This window comes from Streptomyces sp. Ag109_O5-10 (genome assembly GCF_900105755.1).
GTDB lineage: Bacteria > Actinomycetota > Actinomycetes > Streptomycetales > Streptomycetaceae > Streptomyces.
Genome location: NZ_FNTQ01000001.1, coordinates 167,566 through 194,193, shown reverse-complemented (window position 1 = coordinate 194,193; position 26,628 = coordinate 167,566). Strand labels below are relative to the sequence as shown.

The 26,628-nt window shown below is 68.8% G+C and carries 23 protein-coding genes and 4 pseudogenes; 15 read left to right on the top strand and 12 right to left on the bottom strand.

Going from position 1 to position 26,628, the window contains the following annotated elements; translation table 11 throughout:
* Positions 1-123 precede the first annotated feature (123 nt).
* Positions 124-1,182 (top strand): helix-turn-helix transcriptional regulator, encoded by a 1,059-nt coding sequence (locus BLW82_RS01030; protein ID WP_256215575.1) that lies wholly within the window; start codon positions 124-126, stop codon positions 1,180-1,182.
* Positions 1,183-1,955: 773 nt separating this feature from the next.
* On the opposite strand, the gene BLW82_RS01025 is transcribed toward BLW82_RS01030, so the two are convergent.
* Positions 1,956-2,660, bottom strand: coding sequence for an SDR family NAD(P)-dependent oxidoreductase (locus BLW82_RS01025; RefSeq protein WP_177232793.1), 705 nt, complete (start codon positions 2,658-2,660; stop codon positions 1,956-1,958).
* Positions 2,661-2,739: 79 nt separating this feature from the next.
* On the opposite strand from BLW82_RS01025, the gene BLW82_RS01020 reads away from it, so the two are divergent.
* The gene (locus BLW82_RS01020; protein WP_093497018.1) at positions 2,740-3,099 is read left to right on the top strand and encodes a winged helix-turn-helix transcriptional regulator; all 360 of its coding nucleotides are present in this window, start codon (positions 2,740-2,742) and stop codon (positions 3,097-3,099) included.
* A 306-nt stretch (positions 3,100-3,405) separates the two neighbouring features.
* Here the strand turns inward: BLW82_RS01020 and BLW82_RS45010 are convergent.
* A pseudogene (locus tag BLW82_RS45010) lies at positions 3,406-3,612 on the bottom strand (IS110 family transposase); the annotation flags it as partial.
* Between the two features lie 93 nt (positions 3,613-3,705).
* On the bottom strand, positions 3,706-5,277 hold the full coding sequence (mdlC, locus tag BLW82_RS01010; protein WP_177232792.1) for a benzoylformate decarboxylase: 1,572 nt from the start codon (positions 5,275-5,277) through the stop codon (positions 3,706-3,708).
* A 234-nt stretch (positions 5,278-5,511) separates the two neighbouring features.
* Between mdlC and BLW82_RS44165 the strand changes: the two genes are divergently transcribed.
* Positions 5,512-5,808 (top strand): hypothetical protein, encoded by a 297-nt coding sequence (locus BLW82_RS44165; protein ID WP_093497015.1) that lies wholly within the window; start codon positions 5,512-5,514, stop codon positions 5,806-5,808.
* Between the two features lie 98 nt (positions 5,809-5,906).
* On the opposite strand, the gene BLW82_RS01000 is transcribed toward BLW82_RS44165, so the two are convergent.
* Together BLW82_RS01000 and BLW82_RS00995 are read right to left on the bottom strand one after the other, a co-directional pair.
* A complete protein-coding gene (locus BLW82_RS01000; RefSeq protein WP_093507770.1) occupies positions 5,907-6,719 on the bottom strand; it encodes an alpha/beta hydrolase in 813 nt (270 codons plus the stop codon).
* Between the two features lie 1,473 nt (positions 6,720-8,192).
* On the bottom strand, positions 8,193-8,804 hold the full coding sequence (locus BLW82_RS00995; protein WP_093497014.1) for a TetR/AcrR family transcriptional regulator: 612 nt from the start codon (positions 8,802-8,804) through the stop codon (positions 8,193-8,195).
* A 144-nt stretch (positions 8,805-8,948) separates the two neighbouring features.
* On the opposite strand from BLW82_RS00995, the gene BLW82_RS00990 reads away from it, so the two are divergent.
* The 3 genes and pseudogenes from BLW82_RS00990 to BLW82_RS00980 form a co-directional block, all read left to right on the top strand.
* On the top strand, positions 8,949-9,683 hold the full coding sequence (locus BLW82_RS00990; RefSeq protein WP_093497013.1) for an SDR family NAD(P)-dependent oxidoreductase: 735 nt from the start codon (positions 8,949-8,951) through the stop codon (positions 9,681-9,683).
* Between the two features lie 51 nt (positions 9,684-9,734).
* Complete coding sequence (locus BLW82_RS00985) at positions 9,735-10,358, top strand: NADPH-dependent F420 reductase (RefSeq protein WP_093497012.1); 624 nt, start codon at positions 9,735-9,737, stop codon at positions 10,356-10,358.
* Positions 10,359-10,656: 298 nt separating this feature from the next.
* Positions 10,657-10,993: pseudogene (locus tag BLW82_RS00980) on the top strand (transposase family protein); the annotation flags it as partial.
* 160 nt (positions 10,994-11,153) lie between these two features.
* Here BLW82_RS00980 and BLW82_RS00975 read toward each other — a convergent pair.
* Complete coding sequence (locus tag BLW82_RS00975) at positions 11,154-11,795, bottom strand: HAD family hydrolase (protein WP_093497011.1); 642 nt, start codon at positions 11,793-11,795, stop codon at positions 11,154-11,156.
* A gap of 434 nt (positions 11,796-12,229) precedes the next feature.
* On the opposite strand from BLW82_RS00975, the gene BLW82_RS46015 reads away from it, so the two are divergent.
* The 4 genes from BLW82_RS46015 to BLW82_RS00955 all read left to right on the top strand — a co-directional run bounded on the left by BLW82_RS46015 (position 12,230) and on the right by BLW82_RS00955 (position 14,823).
* A complete protein-coding gene (locus tag BLW82_RS46015) occupies positions 12,230-12,565 on the top strand; it encodes a thiamine pyrophosphate-dependent enzyme (protein ID WP_305729038.1) in 336 nt (111 codons plus the stop codon).
* A gap of 533 nt (positions 12,566-13,098) precedes the next feature.
* Entirely contained in the window at positions 13,099-13,485 is a 387-nt protein-coding gene (locus BLW82_RS00965; RefSeq protein ID WP_093497010.1) for a hypothetical protein, read from the top strand.
* Positions 13,482-14,264, top strand: a complete 783-nt coding sequence (locus BLW82_RS00960; protein ID WP_107408607.1) for an aldehyde dehydrogenase family protein — start codon at positions 13,482-13,484, stop codon at positions 14,262-14,264. The genes BLW82_RS00965 and BLW82_RS00960 overlap by 4 nt, the downstream gene beginning before the upstream one ends.
* A gap of 70 nt (positions 14,265-14,334) precedes the next feature.
* The gene (locus BLW82_RS00955) at positions 14,335-14,823 is read left to right on the top strand and encodes a lipocalin-like domain-containing protein (RefSeq protein ID WP_093497008.1); all 489 of its coding nucleotides are present in this window, start codon (positions 14,335-14,337) and stop codon (positions 14,821-14,823) included.
* 478 nt (positions 14,824-15,301) lie between these two features.
* Here BLW82_RS00955 and BLW82_RS42990 read toward each other — a convergent pair.
* Positions 15,302-15,484 (bottom strand): annotated as a pseudogene (locus BLW82_RS42990) (MFS transporter); the annotation flags it as partial.
* A gap of 120 nt (positions 15,485-15,604) precedes the next feature.
* A complete protein-coding gene (locus BLW82_RS00945; RefSeq protein WP_093497006.1) occupies positions 15,605-16,441 on the bottom strand; it encodes an oxidoreductase in 837 nt (278 codons plus the stop codon).
* 99 nt (positions 16,442-16,540) lie between these two features.
* On the opposite strand from BLW82_RS00945, the gene BLW82_RS00940 reads away from it, so the two are divergent.
* The gene (locus BLW82_RS00940) at positions 16,541-17,128 is read left to right on the top strand and encodes a TetR/AcrR family transcriptional regulator (RefSeq protein WP_093497005.1); all 588 of its coding nucleotides are present in this window, start codon (positions 16,541-16,543) and stop codon (positions 17,126-17,128) included.
* 620 nt (positions 17,129-17,748) lie between these two features.
* On the opposite strand, the pseudogene BLW82_RS00935 reads toward BLW82_RS00940, so the two are convergent.
* Positions 17,749-17,935, bottom strand: a pseudogene (locus BLW82_RS00935) (IS701 family transposase); the annotation flags it as partial.
* A gap of 162 nt (positions 17,936-18,097) precedes the next feature.
* On the opposite strand from BLW82_RS00935, the gene BLW82_RS00930 reads away from it, so the two are divergent.
* Entirely contained in the window at positions 18,098-18,502 is a 405-nt protein-coding gene (locus BLW82_RS00930) for a growth inhibitor PemK (protein WP_093497004.1), read from the top strand.
* Between the two features lie 95 nt (positions 18,503-18,597).
* Here the strand turns inward: BLW82_RS00930 and BLW82_RS00925 are convergent, their stop codons facing one another.
* Complete coding sequence (locus tag BLW82_RS00925; RefSeq protein WP_093497003.1) at positions 18,598-18,957, bottom strand: hypothetical protein; 360 nt, start codon at positions 18,955-18,957, stop codon at positions 18,598-18,600.
* A 63-nt stretch (positions 18,958-19,020) separates the two neighbouring features.
* On the bottom strand, positions 19,021-19,539 hold the full coding sequence (locus BLW82_RS00920; RefSeq protein WP_177233253.1) for a DinB family protein: 519 nt from the start codon (positions 19,537-19,539) through the stop codon (positions 19,021-19,023).
* A gap of 530 nt (positions 19,540-20,069) precedes the next feature.
* Here BLW82_RS00920 and BLW82_RS00915 point away from each other — a divergent pair.
* Both BLW82_RS00915 and BLW82_RS45000 read left to right on the top strand, forming a co-directional pair.
* Entirely contained in the window at positions 20,070-22,448 is a 2,379-nt protein-coding gene (locus BLW82_RS00915; protein WP_371131274.1) for a SpoIIE family protein phosphatase, read from the top strand.
* A 469-nt stretch (positions 22,449-22,917) separates the two neighbouring features.
* Complete coding sequence (locus tag BLW82_RS45000) at positions 22,918-23,049, top strand: hypothetical protein (RefSeq protein WP_371131273.1); 132 nt, start codon at positions 22,918-22,920, stop codon at positions 23,047-23,049.
* 19 nt (positions 23,050-23,068) lie between these two features.
* Here BLW82_RS45000 and BLW82_RS00905 read toward each other — a convergent pair whose 3' ends face one another.
* Positions 23,069-25,117 carry a SpoIIE family protein phosphatase gene (locus BLW82_RS00905; protein WP_093496999.1) on the bottom strand — a complete coding sequence of 683 codons (2,049 nt, stop codon included), beginning with the start codon at positions 25,115-25,117 and terminating at the stop codon, positions 23,069-23,071.
* Between the two features lie 736 nt (positions 25,118-25,853).
* Between BLW82_RS00905 and BLW82_RS00900 the strand changes: the two genes are divergently transcribed.
* On the top strand, positions 25,854-26,594 hold the full coding sequence (locus BLW82_RS00900) for a DUF1684 domain-containing protein (protein ID WP_093496998.1): 741 nt from the start codon (positions 25,854-25,856) through the stop codon (positions 26,592-26,594).
* Positions 26,595-26,628: the final 34 nt, after the last annotated feature.

Here is a 26,628-nt window from a genome sequence, read left to right as displayed (position 1 = left end):
GGTATTTGGCCCTTGAATGCAGTGGTTGGTGCCGCTTTGCGGACCCGGTCGGGGCGGCGTGGGAACGCTCCCGCACTGGACCGGAGGGCGCGGCACGGGGTTAAGATCGCTGCACTCCCACCGGTGAACGACAGCAGGGGCCGCCCGATGGCCGCGGAGCCGCAGGTGCCGCAGATCCCGCAGGTGCCCTGGAGCGGCCTGGGGCTGCCGCCGTTGGCGGGGCGGATCCTGGAGTACCTGGTAGGACACCCGGAGACGGCTCCCGCCGAGGCGGCGGCGGCCCTGGGCGCGTCCACATCGGCTACCGCCCGGGCCCTTCGCCTGCTGGAGTCCGAACTGCTTGCCGTCCGGGTCAGCGGTCACGCGGGCCGCTGGAGTGCCAGCCCGCCGCGCCCGGCGCTCGGCAGCCTCCTGGCCCGGCGCCGCGAGGAGCTGGCGAGTCTGGAGACCCACGCCGAGCTGCTGCACGAGATGCACATCTCGGCCACCAACCACCGTTTCGCTTCCGACCAGTTCGAGATCCTCGACACCGAGGACCGGGTCACCGCGCGCTACGCCCATCAGCTGCGAGCGGCCCGGCACGAGGTGCTGCACCTGGTGATGCCGCCGTACGTGGCGGCGGTCGACGGGGTGCCGGACAGGCTGACCGTACAGGCGACGGCGATCCGCGCGGGCGTCCGCTTCCGGTCGGTGTACGACAGTGACACCCTCACCGACGAGATATCGCTGGAGACCGCGCGGCGCGGCCTCGAGATCGGGGGCGAGGTGCGGCTGTCCAGCAACCTGCCGATGAAGCTGGTGATTTTCGACGGCACCACCGCGATCATGCCGCTGCGGCGGGACGACGCGGCCGCCGGCTCACTGCTGGTCCACTCCCCGACGCTGCTGCACGTGCTGGCAGCGCTGTTCGAGAGCCTATGGGCACACGGGGTGCCCTGGGGACAGGAGGAACGCCCGGTGCCCCCGGCCCCCGCCTCCGACACGCCGAACCCGCGGGCGCGCGAGGTCCTGCGGCTGCTCTCGCTCGGCATGAAGCAGGATGCGATCGCCCGCACGCTGGGGGTGAGCCGGCGCACCGTGCAGAAGGACATCAGCGACATCGGCACGGCGTTGGGCGCGCGCAACCACTTCCAGATCGCGCTGCTCGCCCAGGAGCGCGGCTGGCTGACTCCGCGCCGGTGACCGGAGACCTGGGTGGCGCCGCCCGTCCGGGCACAGTCGGGGAGGCGGACGTCTCCGCGTACGTCCCGCCGGTTCCGTGCTCAGCGATCCGGTCCGACCATCGGGAACGAAGCGGCCAGATCGCTCGCCGAGATGGCGCGGCTTGTACGACCGTGGGGTCGTCCCGCAGGCCGGAGCGGCGCACTCGGCCTGCCCGAGCCGCACCACTTCGCACGCTGGGGCCGGGTGCCCCACGCGACGCCACGTCGACGCGGAGCCGTCCGAACAGGCCGTTGGTACCGAAGGCGACCAACCGCTCGCACCAATCCGGTCCAGGAGCGCCGCCCCGCTCAGCGGTTGGTACTCATAACGGATCAGCCCTGCCGGGATGCCCTTCTGCCGTGGATCGCCGGCGACGTCGTCCGGCACTTCTGCTGAGCAGCCGATGCGCGCGACGGCGTTCTGGGGCAACGGCGATGGCGGCAGATCCCGAATCACGCGAACATCCCCCTCACGCTCCGGCCGCCCGGGAAGCCGTGAGCTGGGTCTGTCGCCGTCAACGCAAGCCCCGACAGCACGCATTCAAGTTCAGTACTCACACCGTCGAGGGGGCCACGCCATGCACAGCGACGGCTCGGCGCACTGATACGGCGGTGGGGCCACCACGCAGGACTGGGGTGGCCCCGCCGTGCGGATGCAGGGCGTACCAGGGTCGCCGGGCATCCGCGAAAAGGGGCGCCGGCTCTGTTCACGTGTCGTGACAGTGAACGTTGACAGCACTCGGGAGCTTGGCGTCAGGCGGTTTTGTGACGGGCGCCGCCCTCGATGTGGATCGTCTCACCGGAGACGAAACCCGCGCGGAGGAGCCACATGACGGTGTCGACGACGTCGTCGGTCTCGCCGTGGCGTCCTACGAAGGTCCCGGCCGCGCTCTTGCCCAGCAGGCCGGCCTTTTTGTCACCAAGTCGATCCCATGTGCCCGAGTCCACGACACCGGGCGAGACGGCGTTGACTCGTACCGGCGCCAGATCCGCCGCGAGGTGGCGCGCTGCGTACTCGACCGCACCGTTGGTGACCCCCTTGACGAGTGATCCCGGCCCGGGGCGCCAGCCGACAACACCGGAGAACAGCACCATCGACCCGGTGGGCCGCAGTACCGGTGCGAAGTGTTTGGCGACCAGCATCGGTCCGACCACCTTCGCTGTGAACGCAGCAAGCAGCTTGTCGCGATCCAGCTCGGTCGCGCGAACATCGTGCGGGGCCGAACCGGTCGTCACGATGTGGTCAATTCCATCCTTCAGCAGCTCCGCCGCGGCTGCGACCGTTGACTCGTCCTGCAGATCGACCCGCACCGCGGTAGCGCCGATCTCGCGCGCCAGCACGTCGGCCGCAGCCAGATCGCGGGCACCGACAACGACACCGTAGCCGTCCTTCGCCGCACGCTTCGCGACGGCCGCGCCGAGCGCCCGTGCACCGCCGATGACCAGGATCCGCTCCATGCGTCTCACTCCCTCTCGTAGGATCGGGTGCAACGGTATGGATTTGATACCGGTATCTTCAACGGAACTGGGAGCAGCCATGGGCAAGGCGTACGACGTGATGGCAGCGACCTGCCCGAGCCGCACGGTGCTGCACCGTATCGGCGCCCGCTGGACCGTGTTCGTCGTCAACGCCCTCGACGACGGACCTCGCCGCTTCACCGAGCTGAAGGGGCACATCCAGGGGATCACCCCGAAGGTCCTGACCGAAACTCTGCGCTCGCTGGAAGCCGACGGTCTGATCAGCCGCCACACGTACGAGGAGAACCCGCCCCGTGTCGAGTACGCCCTGACACCGCTGGGCCGCTCTCTGCTCATTCCACTCCGCGCCGTACGGCTCTGGGCCGAAGAGCATGTCCCGGACATCGAGGCGGCCCGAGCCCGCCAGCCGGTTGTCTGACCCGAGAGCCGACTGCCGGCACGAACCGGAGGGCAGGACGGGGTGCAGTAGGCAGGCGTACGTGTTGACGCCGGTGACTTCTCCGACGAGGTCGCAGAAACCGCTCAGAAGTCGTAATCGTGCAGATCCGGAACCTGGGCGTGGTGCTTGAGTGGTGTGCGCACGGGGGACCAGCGCTGCTTGCCGAGCTTGCGACGGGCCGACCTGGCCCCGTCGCCGAGGCGTCGTGGGAGGCCCTCATCTCGATCAGCGAGGCCTGGCGAGAGGACCGTGACCTGCCGGAAGGCATGAGGGAGCTGATGCCGGTCATGCCGCGCTGACGTCGGGCACGGGCGCTGCGGGAAACGTGGTGTTCTCGTCGAACAGCTCGCGGTGCTGGGGGCGTTGGCAAAGCCGGCCGATCATGCGGTTGACGAGGTTGCGCCGGGCGGCCGCGTGCCAGTTCCCGACCTCTCGGCGTCGCCGGTAATGGGCGCCAGCTCCGGGCGAGTGCCGAAGGGCTGAGAACGCCCATGGGTGTCGCGCGTGATTGAAGTCGCGGGTTTGGTGGCTACGCTGACTCCGATGTGAGGTTGGCCGCGTGCGAAGGGGCGAGGCTCTTGGCTGTCAGCGCTGGAGGATCTCCACCAGACGGGGGCCGACGGCCAGCGATCCCTTGCCGATGTACTCGGTGAGGTCGTCCAGGGACTCGGCCCGGTGTGTCTCCACGCCGTAACCGCGGGCGATGTCCAGCACGTTGAGGCCGGCGATGTCGAGGTAGTCGCCCTCGGGGACGTGCAGGATCTGTGAGAATTCCTGCAGGGCCCGGTACTTGGTGTTGGTGCAGACCACGAAGGTCACGGCTACCTGGTGGCGTGCCGCCGTCCACAGGGCGGCTGGGGTGTACTGCATTGCGCCGTCGCCGATCAGTGCCACCACGGGACGGTCGGGGTTGCCGAGGCGTAGCCCGATGGCGGCCGGCAGGCCCCAGCCGAGGCCGCCGGCGGCACAGTAGAACAGCGACTTTGCGCGGGTGATGGTCAGTCGGTCGCGCACCAGGTCCGCCGAGGTCCACTCCAGGGCGATGACGGTGTCGTCGCTTTTGCCGGCCTCGACCGCGTCCAGGATGGCCTCGGTGGTGAAGTGCGGTCCGCTGGTGTCCGCCGCCGGGATCGTGCGCTCTGCGGGCCAGGGGCGCACGCTCGGCGCGACCGTCGCGGCGATCCGGACCAGGGCGTCGGAGGGGTCGCCGACCGAGATGCGCCCGAAGGGCGCGCGTGCCGCCTCGTCCGGGTCGTCGGTCACCGCGTAGACGCTGACGCCCGGACGCAGGAAATCGTCCGTGCTGGGTGCGTGGTATCGGAACACGGGTGCCCCGATGCAGACCACCACGTCGTACGGTGCCAGCGCGTCCGCGATCGCGCCTGCGGCGGACGGCAGTTGGCCCTGGTAGCAGCGGTGCCGCGTCGGGAACGGCGAACGCGGCGGGCTGGGCGCGATCCAGACGGGCACGCGGGCGCGCTCGGCCAGCGCGACCGCGGCTTCGAATCCCTCCTCGGTGTCCGTGCCCGGTCCCAGCACCAGGGCGGGCGCCGACGCTTCGTCGAGGGCCCGGACCAGGGTGTCGAGCGCCGTCTGCGGGACCACAGGGGCGCCGTCCACGCCACGGTCGAGCAGCAGCTTCAGCGCGCTCTCCTCGGCAGGCTCCGTCCAGTCGTCCAGGGGGACGGACAGGTAGACGGCTCCGCGGGGCGCGGAGCCGGCGAGCAGTAGGGCCTTGGACACCAAGGCCGGTCCGTCCTGCGGGCGCAGCGGTTCTCCCGACCACTTCACCAGCGGGTCGGCGAGCTTGACCGGGTCGACGTTGGTGAGCATCGCGCGGACCGGTACGTAACGCCGCGCCTGCTGGCCCGCCATGATGACCATGGGTGTGTGACAGTCCGCCGTGTTGGTCAGACAGCCCATGGCGTTGCCCGTGCCGGAGGCGGCGTGGAGGTTCAGGAATCCGATACTGTCCGACGCCTGGGCGAAACCGTCCGCGACGGCGATCGCCGCGCCTTCCTGTAGCACCAGGTAGTAAGGGAGGTCGTCTGGAAGTCCGGTGAGGAAGGAAAGCTCGTTCGACCCAGGATTTCCGAACACCGCCTTCACCCCGTGGTGGCGGAGAATCTCATAGAAGGCGTCACTGACGGTAGCCAAGGCAAGCCCCTCAGGTATGTGAAACGACGCGGTTCTCCGACACTAGGACCGGCATCAAAGACCGGCAAATCGTGCGTTCTGGTGGCTGCTTGCCACTGCCACTGCCACTCCGTGACGCCCTGCAGACGCACTGCCACGGCTGTGGTTCCGCCTGCGTCAGGAATTCCCGACCCCTGGCGGTCATGGCCGACAGAGGGTCATTCGACTGAATCCGCAACGGCGTGGAGACCGACCGTGTTCACACTCGTCGTGCACAGAGACGACGACCAGATCGTCCCCAAGGTCGCGGCAGGAGATAACTCCTCCAAACCCCTCAAGGACTGCATGTACAAGGTCTATCCGGGCGGACCGCGCGGGCTGGCGATGGTCCCAAGTTCGCCGAGATCTTCGACAAGAAAGACGACACAGGCGTTCCCCGACAACACCGGGACGGAAGCCGAGGGCGGATGCCTGGTCCTGCGCGGGCGTGCGCTCGACCCGAGTCAGGGCGGGAGCAGCTGGCAGCGCTGGCCGGAGCGCCTCAAGGCCTGAGCCCGTTCCTGGACGATGACGCACGCCAAATGCGTCAGCGACTCACGGGTGCTGGGCTGCACCCAGCACCCGTGACTGACTCGGTCGCACCCGCGCGCTCAGCGGACGGACGAGGCGGCTGACTGGATCACCTTGGTCACTGCCGCAGGGTCCGAGACGAGCGTCAGGTGGGAACCGCCCTTGTACAGCGTCACCTTGGATCCGGCCCGGTGCGCCATCTTCTGCTCCGAGGCAGGGGTGATGATCTGGTCACCGCTGCTGATGAAGTACCAGGAGGGAATCGTCTTCCACGCCGCGTACTTGGAAGGAGTGTTGAAAGCCACGGTTGTGGCGGCACGCTGCGTGGCCCACAGATTGACCGCCTGGCCATGGGGCACGCTGCTTGCGAACTTGCTGACGAACACGTTCTCCTTGAGATATAGAGCGGACGCGTTGGACGGGGCGTTCGGGTACGGCACGGCATCGTACAGATCAGCCGGCGACCCCTTTGTCAAGACCGACGTCGGGCCGCTGAGCTGTGCCGTGGTCTCGCCGACAGCCGGCGCGGCGGCGTCGACATAGACGAGCGCCTTGACGTTGCTGACCCCCTGGGCGGCGTTGGTGATGACCGACCCTCCGTAGGAGTGCCCCGCCAGGACGATCGGGCCCTTGATGGTTTTCAGAAAGTCGTGAACCGTCTGCGCGTCAGTCGTCAGGTCCTGTAGAGGGTTCCCGATGGCACGGACCGTGTAGCCGGCGCGGCGCAGCAAACTGATCTCGCCATTCCAGCTCGACGCGTCCGCCCAAGCTCCGTGCACCAGGACAACGGTAGGTTTCGTCTGCCGGGCAGCCTGGTGCACGGCGTCCGTGGCACCGCCTGGCACGGCCGCGGCAGTAGTGGTGGCGGCGATTGCTGCCACCACCAGAGTCATCGCGATATCGCGGCGCGGAGAGCAAGCCATCTGGGGCCTCCCTGTCCAGAATCGTCGCAAGGACGCGTCGGAGGGTAAAAGAAGGCCACATGCAACGGCGTTGAAGCCCGCCGAGGCCATGAACAGCGTCCCTGCCTCACCATATGACGGTAACGCCGCCCGGCCACCTCAGCATCTGGCAGGGAAAACGAGCGGACGCCGAAGCCGGCGGTGATCTGTTCCAGTGTGACGCCCTGCTGGTGATTGCGCTCGACCCACACGGCATCCGCGCGGAACCCCTTCGGCCCTTCTTTACCGATCACATGTACCTGGTCACCGTAGTCCGCCGGCGTCCACGCCATATCCAGTACCGGCCACCATCATCACCTGCTGACTCGTTGGCACCGCCCCCGCTATGTGCCCAGGCGACATCACGCATCAAATCCTCAGAGCAGAAGGCAACCTGGATGCATATCGGGCCGGTTCACAGAGGCGAGAAGCGCCTCGCGTGCACGGGGCGGGGCCGAGTGGTGTTCCTGATGGGACAAGCGAGACTTGATCCGTCGAAGCGTGCCGCGTGGTGAATACATTACGCAACGAGGTGAGCACTGTGGGATTCCCCGCGGCCGTCAAACGGTGCGGCACACGCCCTCCAGCCACATCCGGCAGCAGAACACGGTGCGAAAGCGTACGCGACGCACTGGTTGCCTGCGGGCGGTTCATGGTCAAAGCCGTCATCGACTAAAGAAGAGCTCCCAATCACGACCGTCATCCAGCATGTCCTGAACCGCGTTCGGGACGTCCGCGTGCAGCACTTTTTTTGGCGTTCCCGGCGACCTCGCCTTCCCTGTCGACGACGCCATTGCCGAGCACCGAGACATCGAGTGGGTCGGTAGCAACGAAATCAACACGGCGTACAGCGCCGACGGATACGCCCATGGTCGCGGCGTGGGCGCCCTGACCACCACCTTGCGGCGGAGAGTGAGCAGCTTATCGCCGCGGCGCTCTATCACCGCCGGCCGGTGCAGATTGGCAACATGCTCGGGGACGCGAGAAGCGCCTGCGTCCTGCCCGGTATCTTTGTCTCTCGCGCCGGCCTAATAAATCAGAAACTGCAGCACCTGCGGGACAACGCAGGACTGCCCTTCGCCACAATGAGCATGTTCAGCGTGGCCACTGATCGGGTGACGGTGGCAGAGTGAGGGCGACGTCCGCAACAGCCAGGGCTCCCGTGCCGTTGAGCTGTCCGGCAGAGCGCTGAGGCTGTTCAGCACCACAGCAGCGTGCGGGGCCAGCAGCTGCCAGGCCGACCACGGCGGCGGGTCCTCGGGGGTCGCCGGTCTCCGCGGCGGCTTCTGCTGCGGCTTTCAGCGGGCGAGCGGTCGGTTCCGTAAAACCCAGCAGGTCCGGGCCAGGTAGGGCGGCTGGTGTCGCGTACCAGCGGGTGCAGCCGCGCGGCCGGCAGCGCGTCCAGCCCGGCCGCGGAGTGCCAGGTCAACCTGACACTTCCTCCCGTCGCCGGTCATCGCCGGCCGTGGCAGGGAGGGCGTTGTCGATGAGGACAACGGCGATGGCGGCGGCGGTGGGGAAGGCGTCGGCGTCGAGGACCCGGGTGCGGGCCGCGGCACCGTCGATGAGCAGCGCGAGCTGCTCGCCGAGCTGTTCAGGGTCGGCAGCGCCGGCTTCGCGGGCGGTGTCGGCGAGCCGCGCGGCGACAGCCTTCTTGTAGTCGCGTGCGCACTGGGACGCGGGGTGCTGGGGGTCGTGGAGTTCGACGGCCGCCGCGATGTACGGGCACAGGGGGGTGGTGGGGGGGACGTCGAACGCGGCGAGGAGCCGTTCGCGGGGCGTGAGATCGGTGCGGTCGAACACGCCGGACAGAACGGAGGGGTCGAATCGGCGCAGGTACTCCGCGACGAGTTCGTCCTTGCCGGCGAAGTGCTGGTAGGCCGTGCGCTTGGACACCTCGGCCGCCGCGCAGAGCTGGTCCATGCCGGTGCGGTTGATGCCCTGCTCGCGGAACAGCTGCTGGGACGCGCTGAGGATGCGCTCGCGGGCGCCCCGGCCGCGGCGGCGGCCCGTGGGGCCCTTCTCCAACTCCGTCATAGCTCCAGCGTACCGCAGTCGGGTAACGACCGGTGTACATAGTTTGCGTCCCGGACGTCCGCCCCCTACGGTAAGCACACAGGGCGGTGTACATAAAGCCGCCGTCCCAGGCACGCACGGAACCATCGACCCAAGGGAACGACTATGGGAAAGCTCGACGGCAAGGTCGCGGTCATCACCGGCGCCACCAGCGGCATGGCGCTGGCAGGCGCCAAGCTGTTCGTCGACGAGGGAGCGCACGTCTTCATCACCGGCCGCCGCCAGGACGCCCTGGACGAGGCCGTGAAGCAGATCGGCCGCAACGTCACCGGCGTCCAGGGCGACGCCGCCGACCTGGACGACCTGGACCGCCTGTACGACACCGTCAAGCGGGAGAAGGGCAGCCTCGACGTGCTGTGGGCCAGTGCAGGCGGGGGCGAGCCCGCCCCGCTCGGCGAAATCACCGAGGCCCAGTTCGACACCTGGTTCGGGCTCAACGCCCGCGGCACCTTGTTCACCGTCCAGAAGGCCCTCCCGCTCTTCAACGACGGCGGCTCCATCCTCATGACCGGCTCCAACGCCTCCCTCGGAGCCTTCCCCGGCTGGAGCGTCTACGCCGGCAGCAAGGCCGTCCAGCAGGCCTGGGCTCGCATCTGGCTCAACGAGCTCAAGGACCGCCGTATCCGCGTCAACGTCCTGACCCCCGGCCAGGTCGCCACCGCCAAGCAGGAAGAGCTCTTCGACGAGGCCACCAAGCGCCAGTTCGAGTCCCTCATTCCCCGCGGCCAGATGGGCCGCCCCGACGAAATCGCCACCGCCGCCCTCTTCCTCGCCTCCGACGACTCCAGCTACGTCAACGGCATGGAACTCGTCGCCGACGGCGGCACCACCGCCCTCTGAACCGGACCACCACAATTGAACTGGACCACCACAATCAGGTCAGGACATCTCATGAGCAGCATCAGCATCATCGGGACCGGGAACATGGCCCGCACCATCGGCGCGCGGGCGATAACGGGCGGCAACACCGTCGAGGTCATGGGCCGCGATCAGTCCAAGGCCGCTGACCTGGCCAAGACTCTCGGCGGCGGCGCCACGACGGGAGAATGGGGCACCGCCCCGGCCGGGGACATCGTCATCGTGGCCCTGTTGCACGACGGTGTCGTGCCGGTCGTCGCCCAGTACGGAGACGCTCTCGCGGGCAAGGTCATCGTCGACATCAGCAACCCCTTCAATTCCACGTTCGACGGGCTGGCCCACCGCGAGGAGACCTCGATCGCGCAGGAAGTCGCCAAGGCGGCACCGGCCAGCGCCAGCGTGGTGAAGGCGTTCAACACCGTCTTCCGTCATGTCCTGGAGAAGGGTCGGCCCGACGTCTTCATCGCCGGCGACAGTGCGCAGGCCAAGACAAGTGTGGAGGCGTTCATCGGGAGCCTCGGGATGCGACCGCTGGACGTCGGCAGCCTGAAAATGGCGCACTGGCTGGAGGGAGCGGGCGTGGTCACGGTGGGCCTCGCCAACCACGGGGTGGGGAACTTGGACTTCGCCCTCAGCATCACCGAACTTCCCGTCTGAGCAAACGATTGACGGAGCCTTTTCGGAGCGGCTGCTGATCGGGGGGACGGAACTGGCGTGAGGGCGGGGTGCGCAACGGACAGGGCTCCTGTGCCGTTGAGGGAGGCGTTCGACGTCTCAACTCAGCAGCACAGGAGCCCTGTTGGTTCCCTACCCTGCCGCACTCGACCTCCCGCACACCCTGGTCGAGTGAGTCTCATTGATGGTGTCAAGCCGATTGGGGAGCCGGTGGGGCTGAGGCGTAGGGCCTCTTGTCACGAAGCATGGCTCATAAGACGTCGACTCGGTGGCGTGCGAGCTGTGGATCTCGCCCGCTCTGCCAGGCCGGACCCACGACCTGACCGCCGCCCGCACCCGCAGGATCATCCGGATCTGCGAACGCCAGGAAGTCCCGCGCCTCGTCGACCGCGCCTACACCGGCGCCGGCCCCTGGGTTGCCACCGGTCTCAAACGGCCACCCGGCGGCGAGCTCACCCCCACCCAGCGCACCGTCAACCGTGCACTCGCCGAGGCCAGGCACCCGTTGAACGCGCTATGGCAGGCTCAAGTCCTGGCAGATCTTCCGCAGATCCCGCATCAGCCCCAACCGTATGACCGTCATCTCCAAAGCCGTCCTCACCCTGGAGCGGCAACGCTGCACATGTTCAATGAGCGTCTTTAGCGTTCCCCCCAGGGTGATGACGGGGGCGCCCTGGCGTTCGCAGGTTCGGATGTCTTGTGGGTGCGGGCGATGGGTAGGTCATGCGTGCGGCCCGCACCCCTCGCACCGGGGGGCGGGCTCCGCGCCAAGGTGCGTCAGCCTGCCCTGAGGAGAACGTCCTTCAGTTCGCGCAGGCTGCCGATCCGGTAGCTTGCCCGAGAAAAGTCGTTCGCCTTCGTGAACTCGTTGTGGACAACGACGCAGTCGATACCAGCCGCCACAGCCGAGGCCAGCCCTCTGGCCGAATCCTCCACGACCAGGGCCTCTTCCCTGGTGGCGCCGAAGCGTTCCAGTCCGGCCAGGTACGGTTCCGGGTGCGGCTTGGCGAGTTCGTAGTCCTCGCGAACAATGACGAAATCCATGAACTGCCTGATCTGGCGCTTTTCATGGATGATGTCGAAGTCGGCCCGTTTCGCAGTCGTCACGATGGCCATGCGGACGTACGCCGACAGCTCGGTGAGAGCGTCGACGACGCCGTCGATCTCGATGGCCTCGGTCCGCAGGTACTCCTGGTAGTAGCCGTTACGGGCCGCGCGAACTCGGCTGAGGGTCCGCTCGTCCAGGCCAGCTGCCTTGGCTTGGGCCCAAGAACCCGATCCGCGGGTCATGTCGCGGAGGTACTGGTCCTTGTCCAGCGTGAAACCGGCCTCCGCCAGAGCGCGTTCCGCGGACTTGAAATACCAGAACTCTGTGTCGACCAGGACGCCGTCGTGATCGAAGAGTACGTACTCCTTCACGGCCTCATTCCTTTCCGGTGGCCGCAGCGACCAAGCGTGCCGCCGCGGATCGTGCCGTCGGCACCCATAGATGAGAGATCTCAGTGTGGCTACCGGTCGGGTGACGACGGGCAGGCGGGGACTGCCGCAACCAGTAGGGCTCCCGTGCTGTTGACGGAGGTGGTTGACGCTTGTACTCGTCGGCGCAATGACGTGCCAGAGCGAGGAGATGAACGATCTCCTGCGTGCCCTCGCGGAGCAGCTCCCGCGGAATCAGTGGCGTCGCCCGGCGGAGGCAGCGATCCGTATGTCCGCGCCGGACGCAGGTAGCGACGCTCCGATCACTGCCGCGAATCTCTACCCCGCCGGGAACACTTCCTGAAGCCGGACGACGTCCTCGTCGCCGAGACGGGGACGGTCTCATGGGCACGGCCTTCACACGACGCTCCCAAGGCGTGACCTTCCAGAACCAGACCCTGTGGGACTCGATCGGCTGGGTCACTCCCGCGGCAGTGGGCGCCGCCCTCGCTGCGAAGGACGACCGACGGGTGGTTCTGGTCACCGGAAAAGGCTCGCACCAGGCCACGGTCCAGGAAATCTGCCAGTTCGGTCGACTCGGACTGTGCCTGCTGTGCGCGCACCCGGACATCCTCTGCAACGGCGTCCCGCTCCGGCGCTTCACCGATCTGCCGGAGGCCCGCGACCTGCGCCGGATCGGGCTGCCATATCGAGGTTGTGACCGGCACGTACGAGGCGCCGCCCATGGCCGAACAGTTGCATGCCGACATTGAGACGCTGTACTCCACGTGACGTGCTCTGGGGCGTGGCAGCAGCCCCAGTGGGCCTGGCCGACGATGTCACGACCCGGCTGTCGCCAGTGCATGCGGGTACACGTGTGGTCTCATCCGCCTTGCGGGAACCGCGAGAGGCCCGTGCGGCCGTTCTTCGGGTCGCCAGCTCCATTCGGCCCGCCGGGGCGCGGTCAGCTGCGTTTGCCGGAGCCGGCTCATTGGTACGGCTCCGCCACGTCGGCCATCTGCTCACCGGACGGCCGCTTCCTACAGGCTGGACCGCCGCAGAGGCTCTGGCGCAGACGAACTGGCGCTTGGTCAACCAGACTGGATGCGCTCTGCGGCCGAGGCCGAGAGACCGGCGCACATCCGTACACCAAGCCGCCTCGTGAGCGCGCGGAAGAAGGTGCCCTGTCTGGGCTAACCCTGATGGTGTACGCCGATCGGACCAGCCACGATTACGGAGGGGGACGACTCTTTCACTGAGGGAATCCGCAGACATGAGAGCACCAGACGCGCGAGTAATACGCGCCGTGCCCGGGACCCGCCGCCTGCGTCACCTCGCCGTGGCAGCGTTCCTGACCGCGACGGCGACCACGATGAGTGCCTGTGGCACCGTCCATGACGGCGTCACGCCGGGTACCGCCCAGGGCAGGGCGGCAGTGGCCTCGGCCGCCGCATACGTGCCGTGCGGCAACCCACCGCAGAAACTGGAGACGATCGACCAGGACTTCCTGGACCAACTCGCGGCCGCAGGCGGCAAGCCCCTGTACGACCTGTCGTACCCGGCCGCCCGTGACGTGCTGAACAAGCTCCAGGCGGGCCCCGTCCCGATGTTGCCCGCAGAGGTCACCGAGCGCACTGTGCCAGGTGGCCCGACGGGGCCGGTCAACGTGCACATCGTGTGTTCACCGAGATGACCAGCGTCAATCCGACGTTCGTCCTGCCCGCGGCCCTGGCGGCCCGCGGCGCGGAGATCGGCGGCGGCCTGGTGCAGCGCGCGATGTACAACGTCGGGCAGGCCTGCCTGAAGCCCGCCGTCCTCCTCGCCGTCGACGGGCCCGGCTTCCGGGAACTGCGGGACGCCGCGACCGCCGAGGTGCGCAAGGCGGCCGCCCGGACCATGCTCACGCCCGGCATCCACGACTCCTACACCCGCAACGCGCGGCGCATGGAGGACGGCGGCGCCGCCCTGATCGGCACGGGCACGGACCCGGCCCGCGCCGGGGACGGCCAGGCCCTGCTGTACGAGGTCACCGGTGAGCGGCTGCTGGCCGAACCCGCCCTGCGCGAGGAGGTCTTCGGCCCGGCGGTCCTACTGGTGAGGCTGACCGACGCCGACCAGTTGTTCGAGGTGGCCCGTGCCTTCCGTGGACAGCTCTCGGCGACCCTGCACGCCGACGGCGACGACCGCGGCGCGGCCGAACGGCTCCTGCCGATCCTGGAACGGCGCACCGGACGCATCGTGTTCAACGCCTTCTCGATCCCGCAGGAGGTCTCCCACGCCACCACCCACGGCGGCCCGTTCCCGGCGACCTCCGACAGCCGGTTCACCTCCGTGGGCATGGGCGCGATCGAGCGGTTCGTCCGCCCGGTCACCTACCAGAACTTCCCGGACGACCTCCTGCCCGAGCCGCTGCGCCAGGCCAACCCGCTGCGTGTCTGGCGGCTCGTCGACGGCGAACCCGGTCGGCACTGACCACCCCCTACGGGCTCCGCCCACTCCGGCGGAGCCCGTCCGCTCTCCCGATACGAAAGGCGGCCCTGCCATGTCCCTCACCGACCGAACGGAGACGGAGAACTCGCCGCGCACGGCGCGTGACCGGGTCCGGGAAAGGCTGCTCGGCGCCTGGCAGCTCGTGTCGTACACCGCCACGAGCACCGACGGCGAGGTCATCAGTCCGCTGGGCCCCACGCCGTACGGCCTGATCGTCTACACCCCCCAGGGATACATGTCCGCCCAACTTGGCCGAGCCGACCGCTCACCCCTGCGGTCGGCGCGCCTGGAGGACGCGGCGGACGACGAGCTCGCCCGGGCCGCGGCCGGTTATGTCGCGTACGGCGGCCCGTTCGAGGTCGTCGGGCCGACCACCGTCGAGCACCACGTCACCACCAGCCTCTTCCCGAACTGGACCGGACGGTCCCAGGTCCGGCAGGTGAGCTTCGACGGCCCCCTGCTCGTGCTCCGCGTCGCCACGCCCACCCGCCTGTGGGGCGCGGACCGCACGGCTGAACTCACCTGGAGCAGACTGCCCTGAACCGGGTGGGCGGCCACTGCCGGTCCGGTCCGGGCCGGTCGGGCGTGCTTGCACCGCGGCTCTTCGGGTGCGGCGTGTGGATAGGTGGTACCTGCAATGGCAGTCGGATTCGGATGCGGGAAGCGAAGCCGCCGCGCTGGTCCCGGCCGGGGCGCACCATCTCTTGCGGCTACTCCTGCGTCATCAGCGGGGCCGCCCAGCAGGCTCTCGTCCATCGGCGTGACGCTCCAGATGCCGCGCGGCCGCCGGAAAGGCGGCGTTGCGCTGAAGGGGTGCGCATCAGGTTGCGGCGGCAGCGCGTCGAGGAACCTGCGGGGAGGGTGCTCGATTTGACGGCGGCCTTGCAGGAGATCGTGGACAAGGCGAAGGACTCGCGCGGCGAGGACACGGACACCGAGGCGCAGGTCCACGAGAGACCCGCGAAGAAGAAGGCCACGGCCAAGACCTCGGCGAAGAAGACGGCCGCGAAGAAGAGCACGGCGGCGAAGAAGCCGTGGACGACGGCGACGAGGCCAAGGGCGGACAGGAGTACGCCGGGGATGTCGAGGGGGGAGTGGTTGCGGCCGCCTTCGGGCCCGCGGATGACGAGCCAGGTGCCAGCTGCGGCGACGAGGACGAACGGGATGTGCACGAAGAACGTCCAGCGCCAGTCAAGGTATTCGAGCCGGCTCGGCGACCCCGCCGTCCGGACTGCACGCGCACAAACGCCGGGCTACCGTCGTCACGCATGGGCGGCCTGCCCTCGCCCGCCGCTGTGGCCGTGGGAGCCGGGCAACCCGGATCAGGCCGACCGTGGGAGTCCCGTGGCGCGGGAGATGAAGGTGTCGAAGCCGCGGTCGGAGAGGAGGCTGCGGAGGGTGATCATGGGGCGGGCGGCGAAGCCGGTGGCGTAGCGGGTCTTGGGCTTGCGGGCGGTGACGGCCTTGCCGATGGCGTCGGCGATGACCTGCGGGGAGGACATGCGCTTGGCGTTGGCCTCGGAGGTCATTGAGGTGGCGACCGCGTCGGCCTGGCGGGCGTAGGCACCATCGCTTGAGGCTTTCCGCAGACCGTCGGCGGCGATGGAGCCCCATTCGGTGGCGATGCCGCCGGGTTCGATGATGACGACGTCGATGCCGAAGGGCTTGGTCTCCAGGCGGAGGCAGTCGCTGAGGGCTTCGAGGGCGAACTTGGTGCCGTGGTACCAGCCACCGAGGGGGGTGTGAATCTTTCCGCCCATCGAGGTGACGTTGACGACGGAGCCGGAGCGCTGGGCGCGCATATGGGGCAGGGCGAGCTGGGCCAGGCGCATGGCGCCGAAGACGTTGACGTCGAACTGGTAGCGGGCCTCGGACATGGGGACGTCCTCGATGGCGCCGTAGGAGCCGTAGCCGGCGTTGTTGACCAGCACGTCGATGCGGCCGGTCTCGGCGACGATGCGGTCGATGCCGGCGCGCATGGAGTCGTCGTCGGTGACGTCCATGGCCAGGGGCCGGATGCCGGCTTCGGCCAGCTTCTGGAGGCGGTCGGTGCGGCGGGCGGCGCCGTAGACGATGTAGCCCAGGGACTGGAGCTTGAGGGCGGTGGCCTCACCGATGCCGGAGGAGGCGCCGGTGACGAGAGCGGTCTTGGCGGTCATGGGGACTTCCTGTCCGAGTAAGATGAACTCCGGTTCACTATTTATCATGAACCATGGTTCACGTTAATGCAAGCCGAGACGCCCACCGCAGGAGAGCCCATGGTCCAGAGCCGAGCACCGCGCGCCGACGCGGTCCGCAACCGCAAGAAGATCCTCGACGCCGCACGCGAGCAGATCACCCTGCACGGCCCCGACACGGGCATGGACGAGATCGCCGCCGCGGCGGGTGTGGCCGTGGGCACCCTGTACCGGCACTTCCCGACCAAGACCGACCTGGTCGCCGCCGTCATCGCCGAACACACCACGCACCTCGCCGAGACCGCCGAGGCCGCCCATGAACGCCTCGCGACCGGTGCCCGCGCCGTGGACGAGATCACCGACTTCCTCGCCCGCGTCACGGAGGCGACGGCCACCAACCACGCCGTCAAGGCCGCCGCCCGCGCCCTCGGCGCCGACCCCGTCGACCGGGACGCCGAAGCCCGCGCAGGCGCCGCGCTGGCCGCGCTGATCCAGGCAGGGCAGGCCAACGGGGACATCCACCAAGACGTCACCGTCGACGACATCTACCTGCTCTTCAGCACCGCCCCCACCAGCCAGCCACCCGCCGCCCGCGCCCGCTGGCTCACCCTGGTCCTCACCGGCCTGACTACCCACACACGAACCGGAGACACCAGGACTCGCTCGTAACCGACTGCCTTCCAGTAGGGGCGGCTGGGCAACCATGTTGTACGGCTGTACGGACAGCCCGGCGGGGCCATCAGGCCCGACAGGTCTACGTCGGCCCAGGTGCGTCAGCCCCGGCGGTTCAGGACGCGGGTGAGGTCGCGGTTCGTGGCGCGGGCGGCATCGAGTTCTGCCTGCCGATCCTCCAGAGCCTGAGCCAGTTCGATGTTGCGCTGTTCCAGCTGGATGATTGTCTGCCGGAGTTCCTCGGTGCCGGCCGGGCTCCCCGGACCGGGCTCGCGCCACGCCTGTTTCCGAGGTGCCGTGAAGGTGGCTCTCCAGTTGCCGGACCCGTGCGAACTGACAGGCGGCGCGGGCATTGGCGTTGGCCAGGTCCGCTTCCACCGAAGTCCTGGTGACCGTCCCTGGCTCTGGCCTCTCACCGGCGGACCGAATGCCGGCCGCGTGGAGGAGCTCCAAGAGATTGCGGTGGCGATGGAGGAAGGTGCGGTCGACACCGGCGGCGTCTCATCAGGCATGTCGTGCGTACCGCCGCCCTGCGACCACACCTTCGACGGAGGGATCAGCGGCTTCGCGGTCTCCCGCAGCCCGTCCGGAACAATGCAACTCCACGTACCCGCTCCGACCTGGTCGGCGTCCCGCTTGGCCCGTCCGAGCAGGTGCTGCATGCCGTCCCGGGTGTTCTTTCCGGTCCACTCTGCGATGGTCCAGCAGTTTTTGCGCGGCAGGTCCGACAGCAGGCCCCAGCACCAACCGGCCGACCCGACGTAGGGGTTCGACCCATGCGAATCGGCCCGGGGTCCGGGCCATCCGGCCCTCGAACGCCTCATGGCAGCGGGCAGGGTCTACGCTCGTGCGGCGACCGCCTGATCGTCAGGCTTCACACACCGATGATCAACGGTGGCCGCACCCGTCTGCACAACGCGTCAGGGTCGCGTGCCGTCTGTCTGCCGTCATGTGTCTGGAGGACTTGTGCAACGTGGCGAAGTCTGGTGGGTCCAGTTCGACGAGCGGAGGTTGGTCGTACTGCTGTCGGGAGACGACACGTCCGGGATCCGAGTGATGCAGGTCGTCGCTCCGGCGGGCGTCGACATCAGCGGTCTAGGCATCGAAGTGACGGTCGGCGTCGGTGAAGGACTACCGTTCGAAGGCGTGCTGCGGCTCGCGTTCCCGCGTCCAGGCTTCACCCCGTGCACGTGGCTGACCACTGTGTCCCGGGACGACCTGATAGAGCGGGCGGCCGTCCTGTCCTCCGTGAAGCTCAGCGAGATTGACGACGCCCTCCGGCTCGCTGAACACGCGCAGGAGCGGACTCCGGCCACGACCGCGAAGCTCAGCGAGATAAGGGATGCCCTCCGTCTCGGTGAACTCGGGTAGACGGAGAAGGGGCCGACGCCCGGACGGCGTGGGCGATCTCGGACGAGCTGATCGACACTGGCGACCTGCTGCCCCGGCGCCCCTCACCACCGAGTTCACGATCTACGGTTGGAGTACTGGGAGGACTCCGTCAGATCTGCGTGTTGCGACGCTTCGGTGCCGCAACAGGGAACCGTCACCATGAGCGTGGTAAAGCCTTCGTCGTAGCGCTGCGAGACGGCCTCTCCCCACCACCCAGGCGCACACTCCGCACCGCAATGTGGGCAGGAGATCTTCTCCAGGTTCGCACCGCAGAAGACCACCTCGACACTGTCGTGCCACTGGGCCTCCAGGCCGCGGCGAGCCCCGTCGTCAGGAAGCATCGTGGACAGCACAGCAGCAGCCCGATCCGCTACATCCTGAGTGGGCTGCCAGTACGGATCAGCCGGAATCACAGTCAGGTAGTTGTCACTCATCGCCCGCCTCCCGGTACCCGCCAGGGTCCGCCTCTTGCTCACCGACACGGCGAACCTGTCTGGTCACAGCACTAGCCACCGGCGGCCGTCGATCAACTCTCGGGCAGCGTCGAGGTGGCCGGCATGGCACGCGGTCTCGGTGATGACATGCAGCAGAACGTCGCGCAGGGTGTGCAGGTGCGGTTCGCCGAACAGGTCGTGGGGCCACCAGGCCAATGCGGCGCCGGCAGGAGTGGCGGTGATGACGGCATCGGCGCGTTCTGCTTCCCGCCGATATCGGTCGAGCACGTCGACGACCGGCACTTCCGGAGCAACCTTCCACGCTTCGTCGCCGCTCGTCAGACCGTGGATGACCTCCTCGTCCCCGGCGACGACCGCGCGGAACCAGAACCGCTCCACATCGAGCGCCAGGTGCTGGACCAGCCCCAGACAGTGCCAGCCGGAAGGCAGCACAGGTCGTCGAAGATCCTTTGCGTCGAGCCCGTCAAGGATGCCGAGAACGTGGCGTCGTTGTCCGTCCAGGACCCGAAGAAGCGCCCTTGCCTCACCGTCCGGAGCGACATCGTTCAAATTTTCGGTCATGGTCACCCAGAATCCCCGAATCTCGGCGGCCGCGCAGGGAGTTATCCAAGGATCCGGGACGCGCACCCGACCGAAGGCCGGCGGAACCGTGAGGCTGGCAGCCCGCAAGGGGCCGCCAGCGCTGCTCCGGCTCCAGAATCATCGGCGCGATCACGGCCAGCAGCAGCGTCAGTACTGGCCACCGGGGCTGTGCCCAGCGCGACAACCTGGGATTTGCCTAGCGGAAGGGATCGCGGAACAGCCAGGCAGGAGCACCCGCAGGTGCAGATCCGGGCGGCACGGGAACGGGCAGGTCGCTCGGCCGCAAACTGCCGTGCGTCCTGCCACGGCCGCCATAACACGCAGGCCATGGGACCCATCCGGCCGGCTGTCCGGCAGCGCCGTCCCACGCGAGCGATCGCTTGACGGGAACCAGCTCCAGGACCGAGAGATCCTGGAATCAGCAGGGGACTCGAAAGGGGAGACGATCGACCATGGACCCACCGGAGCGCTGCCCTGGTGACGTGTTTCCCGCCGCTGGGGCTCTGGCAGTGGCGGCTCCGGACGGTGTGCTGACCTGTTGGAGCACCGGTGCGGAGCAGTTGCTCGGGTTCTCCGCTGCCCAGGCCGTCGGCCTGCCTGCGGCACAGCTCCTCGTATCGGCCCTCCCCGCGGCCGCTCGTGAGCGATTCGCCCGGCAGGAGGGCTGGACCGGGCCGGTGGCACTCCACCACCAGGACGGCAGCGCGGTGGAGTGCCGGTTGCGCGTGTGCCCGCTGCCCCTGGGTGACGGTCGGGCCGGTTGGCTGCTGGTGGCGGTCCGGGTGCGGGAGGAGACGGAGCGCGACACGGACCCACTGATCCGCTGGTCGTTCGACCAGTCCCCGTTCTCCCTGGCGATCTACGACTCCGAGGGCCGATTCCTGCGCGTCAACGAGCCCATGGCCAAGCAGCTGGCCGCCTCCGAGCGGGAGCTTCGAGGGCTTCGGATCACTGAGCACATGCCGGATCAGGGCTTCCAGGCTCCAGAGCGGTCTCTCGATCGCGTGCTGCAAACCGGTGAGCCCGAGCACATCGAGAACTACGTCAGAGTCCCGGGAGAGCCTCACGCGCACGCCTGGATCGTCCACTTCACCCCGCTCAAGGACTCCCTCGGACTGGTGCACGGCGCGCAGCTGGCCGCCTTGGACTTCTCCGAGCAGTACGCGGCCCGCGAGCGCTTGGCGCTGCTCAACGAGGCCAGCAGGAGTATCGGCAGCAGCCTGGACGTGCCCCGGACCGCCCAGGAGCTGGCCGACGTAGCCGTGCCTGCCCTGGCGGACTTCGTCTCCGTCGATCTCCTGGACGCCGTGCTGCGCGGCGACGAGCCCCCGCTGATCCCCGTCGACGGCCCCCTGCTGCTGCGGCGGACAGCCATCCGCTCCGGTGTGAAGCCCGCAGTCACAGTCGGCGAGCTGGCCCGCTACCCGGAGTTCTCACCGCCGGTCCGGTGCCTGGCCACCGGCCACGGCAGCGTGCACCAGATCGGGGAGCCCGAGATCACCCGCTGGCTGGCCCACGACCCCGACCGGGCTGCCTGGGTGGCTCGGTATCGCGCGCAGTCACTGATCGCGGTGCCGCTCCGCGCTCGCGGTACCAACCTCGGCGTCGCCCTCTTCACCCGACTGGCGCCCTCGGCCGCGCCGTACGGACCCGACGACCTGCAGATCGCCGAGGAGCTGGCGGCGCGCGCCGCGGTGTGCATCGACAACGCCCGCCGTTACACCCGCGAGCGCAGGACGGCGCTGGCTCTCCAGCACGGCCTTATGCCACAGGGGACTGTCGCCCAGGCAGCCGTGGAGGTCGCCGGCCGCTACCTCTCCGCAGACTCGCCCATCAGCGTCGGCGGTGACTGGTTCGACGTCATCCCGCTTTCCGGCGCCCGCGTCGCCCTCGTGGTCGGCGACGTGGTCGGCCACGGCATCTCCGCCTCGGCCGCCATGGGGCGCCTTCGCATGGCCGTGCGTACTCTCGCCGACGTCGATCTGACCGCGGACGAGCTCCTCACCCACCTTGACGACCTTGTGGTCCGGCTGAGCTCCGGGACCGACTCCGGTGCGGAGGCGTCGTCGGGAGAATTCGGAGCCACTTGCCTGTACGCGGTCTACGACCCCATTTCCCGCACGTGCTCGCTCGCCAGTGCGGGTCACCTCTGGCCCGCACTGGTGTGCCCTGACGGCAGAGTGGATTTCCTCGAAGTGCCCACCGGCCCGCCACTTGGTGTGGGTGGGATGGCGTTCGAGTGCGTCCAGCACGAAGTTCCCGCGGGCAGTCTCCTTGCGCTGTACACCGACGGCCTGATCGAGTCACGCCATCGCGATGCCGATGCCGGTCTGCATGCCCTGCGCGGCGTCCTCGCCGCCGCCGCGGCTTCGTCGCTGGAGACCACCTGCGACAAGGTGCTCAAGGCTCTGCTCGACGAGCGGTCCACCGACGACGCCGCCCTGCTCATCGCCCGTACGCGTGCTCTGGACTGCGGGCACATCGCCGTCTGGAACCTTCCCAACGATCCGGAGGCCGTCGCAGGCGCTCGCTCTCAGGCGGCCGCCCAACTCCACGCCTGGGACCTGGACGAGCTGACCTACGTCACGGAACTCGTGGTCAGCGAGCTGGTGACCAACGCCATCCGTTACGGCGGCGCGCCCATTCAGCTGCGGCTGATCAAGGGAAAGACGCTGATCTGCGAGGTCTCCGACGCCAGCAGCACCTCACCCCATCTGCGCCGTGCCCGCATCTTCGACGAGGGCGGACGCGGCCTCATGCTGGTTGCCCAGCTCACCGAACGCTGGGGGACGCGATATACCGGCACCGGCAAGACCATTTGGACAGAGCAGCCCCTTCCCACGTGGTTACCGAGGACCGGTGGGCGGCGGGCCGACGGGCCGGCGTGACAGCGCGTGCCGGCGCGCTCAGTGGGCCACAGAATCCGGGCGGGTCCCGCGGCGAGGCGGTTCTCCGTTCGGACAGGCGGGTGCTCGCAGCGCACCAGGTGCCGGCGAGGGTCGGCCGGACCGGCGGCTTTCTGATGACCAAGACCATGATTCAAGGCCGATGTACTCGTTGTCCGAAGGACGAATAGCGGACCAGGTCGATGCAGCGCAGGTTCTCTCGCACGGCGTGGGCGACCTAGCGGGTGAAGTTCCCAGCGACACGGAGCAGCCTGGGTACGCTCCACAGGACCCTGGGCCGCGGCTGGTGCCCCGAGCCGGCCACGGACCCCCGTCCGTCATGCCCGACCGGTTCCACGAGGGGTCTGGCCGAAGCGGTGGTGCGCGCCTGACGGTCATGCCGATGGCCGGTCCGCGCCGACGCGTCAGGCATGACGCTGACCGCTACGAGGAGAGGAACACCGTCGAGCGCGTGATCAACAAGCTCAGGTCCTGGCGAGGCATCGCCACCCAGTACCCCAAAACCTCCGACCGCCACCTCGCCGGCCTCCACCTGCGCGCCTCGATGATCGGGGTCAGAGATCTCACCCGGACCGCCCACTGATCACGACTCGATACGCGGCCTAGTGTCGGGCTCGGGCGATCAGTACGGCGACGTCGTCGTGGTCGTCCGGATCGCGCAGTGTGTCCAGGAGCCGGTCGCAGGTCTCTTCCGAGGATCGGTCGGGGCTGTGCAGCAGTTGGAGGAGGAGGTCCAGGCGCTCGTCGATGGCGTGGTGGCGGGTCTCGACCAAGCCGTCGGTGTAGAGGACCAATTGGTCGCCGGGGGCCAGGCCGACGGTGGTGACTTCGAAGGCGACACCGCCGACCCCGAGGGGCGCGCCGGTAGGCAGATCGAGCAGTTCGGGGGCCTCGCCCGGGCGCATCAGCACGGGCGGCAGGTGTCCGGCGACGGCGATGTGGCACAGGGCGCGGTGCGGGTCGTAGATGGCGTAGGCGCAGGTGGCGTACTGCTCCAGGTCAGCGGTGATCTTGTCGAGGTGGTGCAGCACTTCGGTGGGTGGGAGGCCGAGGTCGGCCAGGGTGGAGGTGGCGGTGCGCAGGCGCCCCATGGTGGTGGCAGCGCTGATGCCGCTGCCCATCACATCGCCCACGACCAGCGCTGTCTTGTCGTCCACGAGGGGGATGACATCGAACCAGTCGCCACCGACTTCGGTGGTCGTTCCGGCGGGCCGATATCGGGAGGCGATCTCCAGGCCCGCTTGCTGCGATGGGAGGTCCGGCAGCAGGCTGCGCTGGAGGGTGACCGCGGTGTTGCGTGCGTCTTGGTACAGACGGGCATTGTCGATACAGACCGCGGCTCGGTCGGCCAGTTCACCGGCCAGGAGGAGGTCGTCGTTGTCGAAGGGCAGCGGGTTGCGGGCGCGAGTGAGGCCCAGGGTGCCGAGCACTTCGCCACGGGCGATCAGGGGCGTTATGAGATGGCTGTGGACGCCGGCGCGGGCCAGGATGGCGGCGGCGGCGGCGTCACGGGCGATACGGGCCAGGTCCCGCTCGCCGACGTGGGGTATCAGAATCGGGCGGCCGGTCCGCACGCACTGAGTGGCCAGGCGCTCCGCGCCGTAGCTGGCGAGGTGGCCGGGAGGGTCGGCGGCGCGGACGGCCTCGGTGGGGTACGCGGCTTTCACGGCGAGGGCGCGGAAGAGTGCCCGGCCGGCGCCGGGTGCCGTCGGGTGGCGGTCGTTCAGGATGGAATCCAGGATGTCCACCGCTGCCACGTCGGCGAGCTCAGGGACGGCGACATCGGCCAGCTCGCGGGCGGTCTGTTCCACGTCCAAGGAGGTGCCGATACGGGCGGAGCCGTCGGCGATCAGGGCCAAGCGCTGCCGGGCGCGGTGCCGATCGGTGACATCCACCAACACGATGGCCACCCCCAGTACCCGCCCGCCGGGACCATCGAGCCGGTAATAGGAGGCTGACCAGGCGTGATCGTTGTCGGGGTCGGCGGGAGTGCGCCCCACGCTGTGCTGGTCGATCAGGGGCTCTCCGGACGTGAGGACATGCCGTAGCGCGGCCTCGATCGTATCGACCTCCAGGAAGGGCAGGGCCTCGCGGACCGGCCGCCCGATGTGGTCTTCGGCAGGCACACCGTTGATCTGCGCCAACGCCGGATTGACGGCCACGTACCGCAGGTCGGTGTCCAACACGGCCAGCCCGATCGGGGACTGCGAGACCAGCCGCGTGGACAGAGCCACGTCCCGTTCCACCTGGCGCAGGGCCGCCTCGTCGGTGGCGATGCCCAGGGCGTAGAAGTCACCCCGGTCGCCCAGCAGCCGCATGTTGCGGAACTCCACCAGCCGGGTACTGCCGTCCTTGTGCCGGACAGGGAAGGCGCCGGACCATCCCTGTCCCGTCCTCATGACCTCGCTGAACAGCCTGATCATCAGCTCCACGTGCTGCTCATCGACCAGCAGTCGCGCCGCGTACTGGCCCAGCGCCTCCGGCGAGGTGTAGCCGAAGAGCTCCTCGGCCTGCGGGCTCCACAGCACGATCCGCCCCTCGGCATCCAGCAGCACTGCCGCAACACTGAGCAGATCCAGCAACTCACGTGGCTGTCTCGGTCCGGAACCCGGCTGGTCACCCTCGGCGCCGAAGGGATCGGCTGTCCTCATCCAAGCACTCCCTCCGCCTGCCGGCGCGACACGCCGCCCTACGCCGGCTTCAGGCTGTGGCCTGTGCCCCTGCACCTCGCAGTGCTTCCATGGTCCCCCGGATCTGGGCGGCCGCACGGTCGCGCGAGACAGCTCGCCGCGGCCCAGGCCCTGGCGGAGGGGCACCGACGAATGGCTCCGGCCTCCCGGGTCCAGGAGTGGGCGGCGCCGGGGATGGCGAACAGGCCGCCCCGGATCCGGGTCTGGTACTCGGCGGTCGGGTACACCCAGGCCACGCGGCACGAAACGATCCGGCGGGGCGGAGGCCGCAGCAGATTTCGCTGCACCGTCTCGGCAATCCAACACGGCAGGACGGGCGCCTGCACGGCAGGACGGGCGCCTGGCGAATCGGCTGTTTCCGGGCTGTGACGTCCGCTTCATGCGCGCCGGCTGTTCTACGGCGGACGGTGGACGGTGGACGGTGGACGGCGGACGGCGGACGGCGGACGGGGGCGTGGGGCCGGGACCCTCGAAACCGGGTGATCGCCAAGAGTGGCGATGTCTCGCCGAGTGCGAGCACGTAACTCAATCTGCGTCCACCCGGACCGCCGTGGCCGTGGCGCGAACGGCTGTGACCTCGTCCATCAGCTGTCTCAATGGCCGAGATGGGTTTTGACATTAGGCGATCTTATGGCGGATAAAGTACTTGCTTTGGCCACGTTGTGACTTTCCGTGGCGGTCCAGCCCTGCTAGCCGAATGAGTACCGACGTGTCCCACTCCTCCGCCTCTCCGGCCCCCGTCGACCCGCGACAGGAGTGGGACGCCTGGTGTGCCGGGCGCCGTCGTGCGCTCACCTCGCCGACCGGCAACCTCGCCCTCGTCGAGACCCGCTGGCTCCCGGCGGGGGAGCAGGTCGACGCAGACGCCGCCCGCGCCGGGCAGCCCGACACCGTGACGGTCACCACGCTGAGCCGCACCGACCTCGTCACCGGCGAGCCCGAGCACGGCCTGCGCTTCTGGGACGCCGAGGCGCCCGCCATCCGCCACTTCGAGGGCGTCGACACCTTCCCGTACGACCCCGCCTGGGTCCTGGAAGCCGCCTACACCCCGGTCCCGGGCGCTCGGCGGATCGCCTTCGAACACATCCGGGACAACGGCGGCAGCCGCGACCTCGTCGTCCCCGGCGACATCACGCTCACCGTCGACGGCCGCGAGTACACCCTCAGCGCCTTCGACGACGACGGCACCCTGCTGCTCGTCTTCGGCGACCCGACCAACGGCGACACCACCTACGGTGCCGGCCGCTTCCTGTTCGTCGAGCGCACCGCCGACGAGAGCCGGGTGGTCCTCGACTTCAACCGGGCCTTCGTGCCGCCCTGCGGCTTCTCCGATCAGTACAACTGTCCGATGCCGCCGCGGCAGAACCGCTTCCACCTGCCCGTCGAGGCCGGCGAGAAGCGCCCCGTCTTCCGCGACGGCTTCGCCGCACAGCACTGATCGCCCGACGCTCCCTTCCCGTACCGCAGCACGA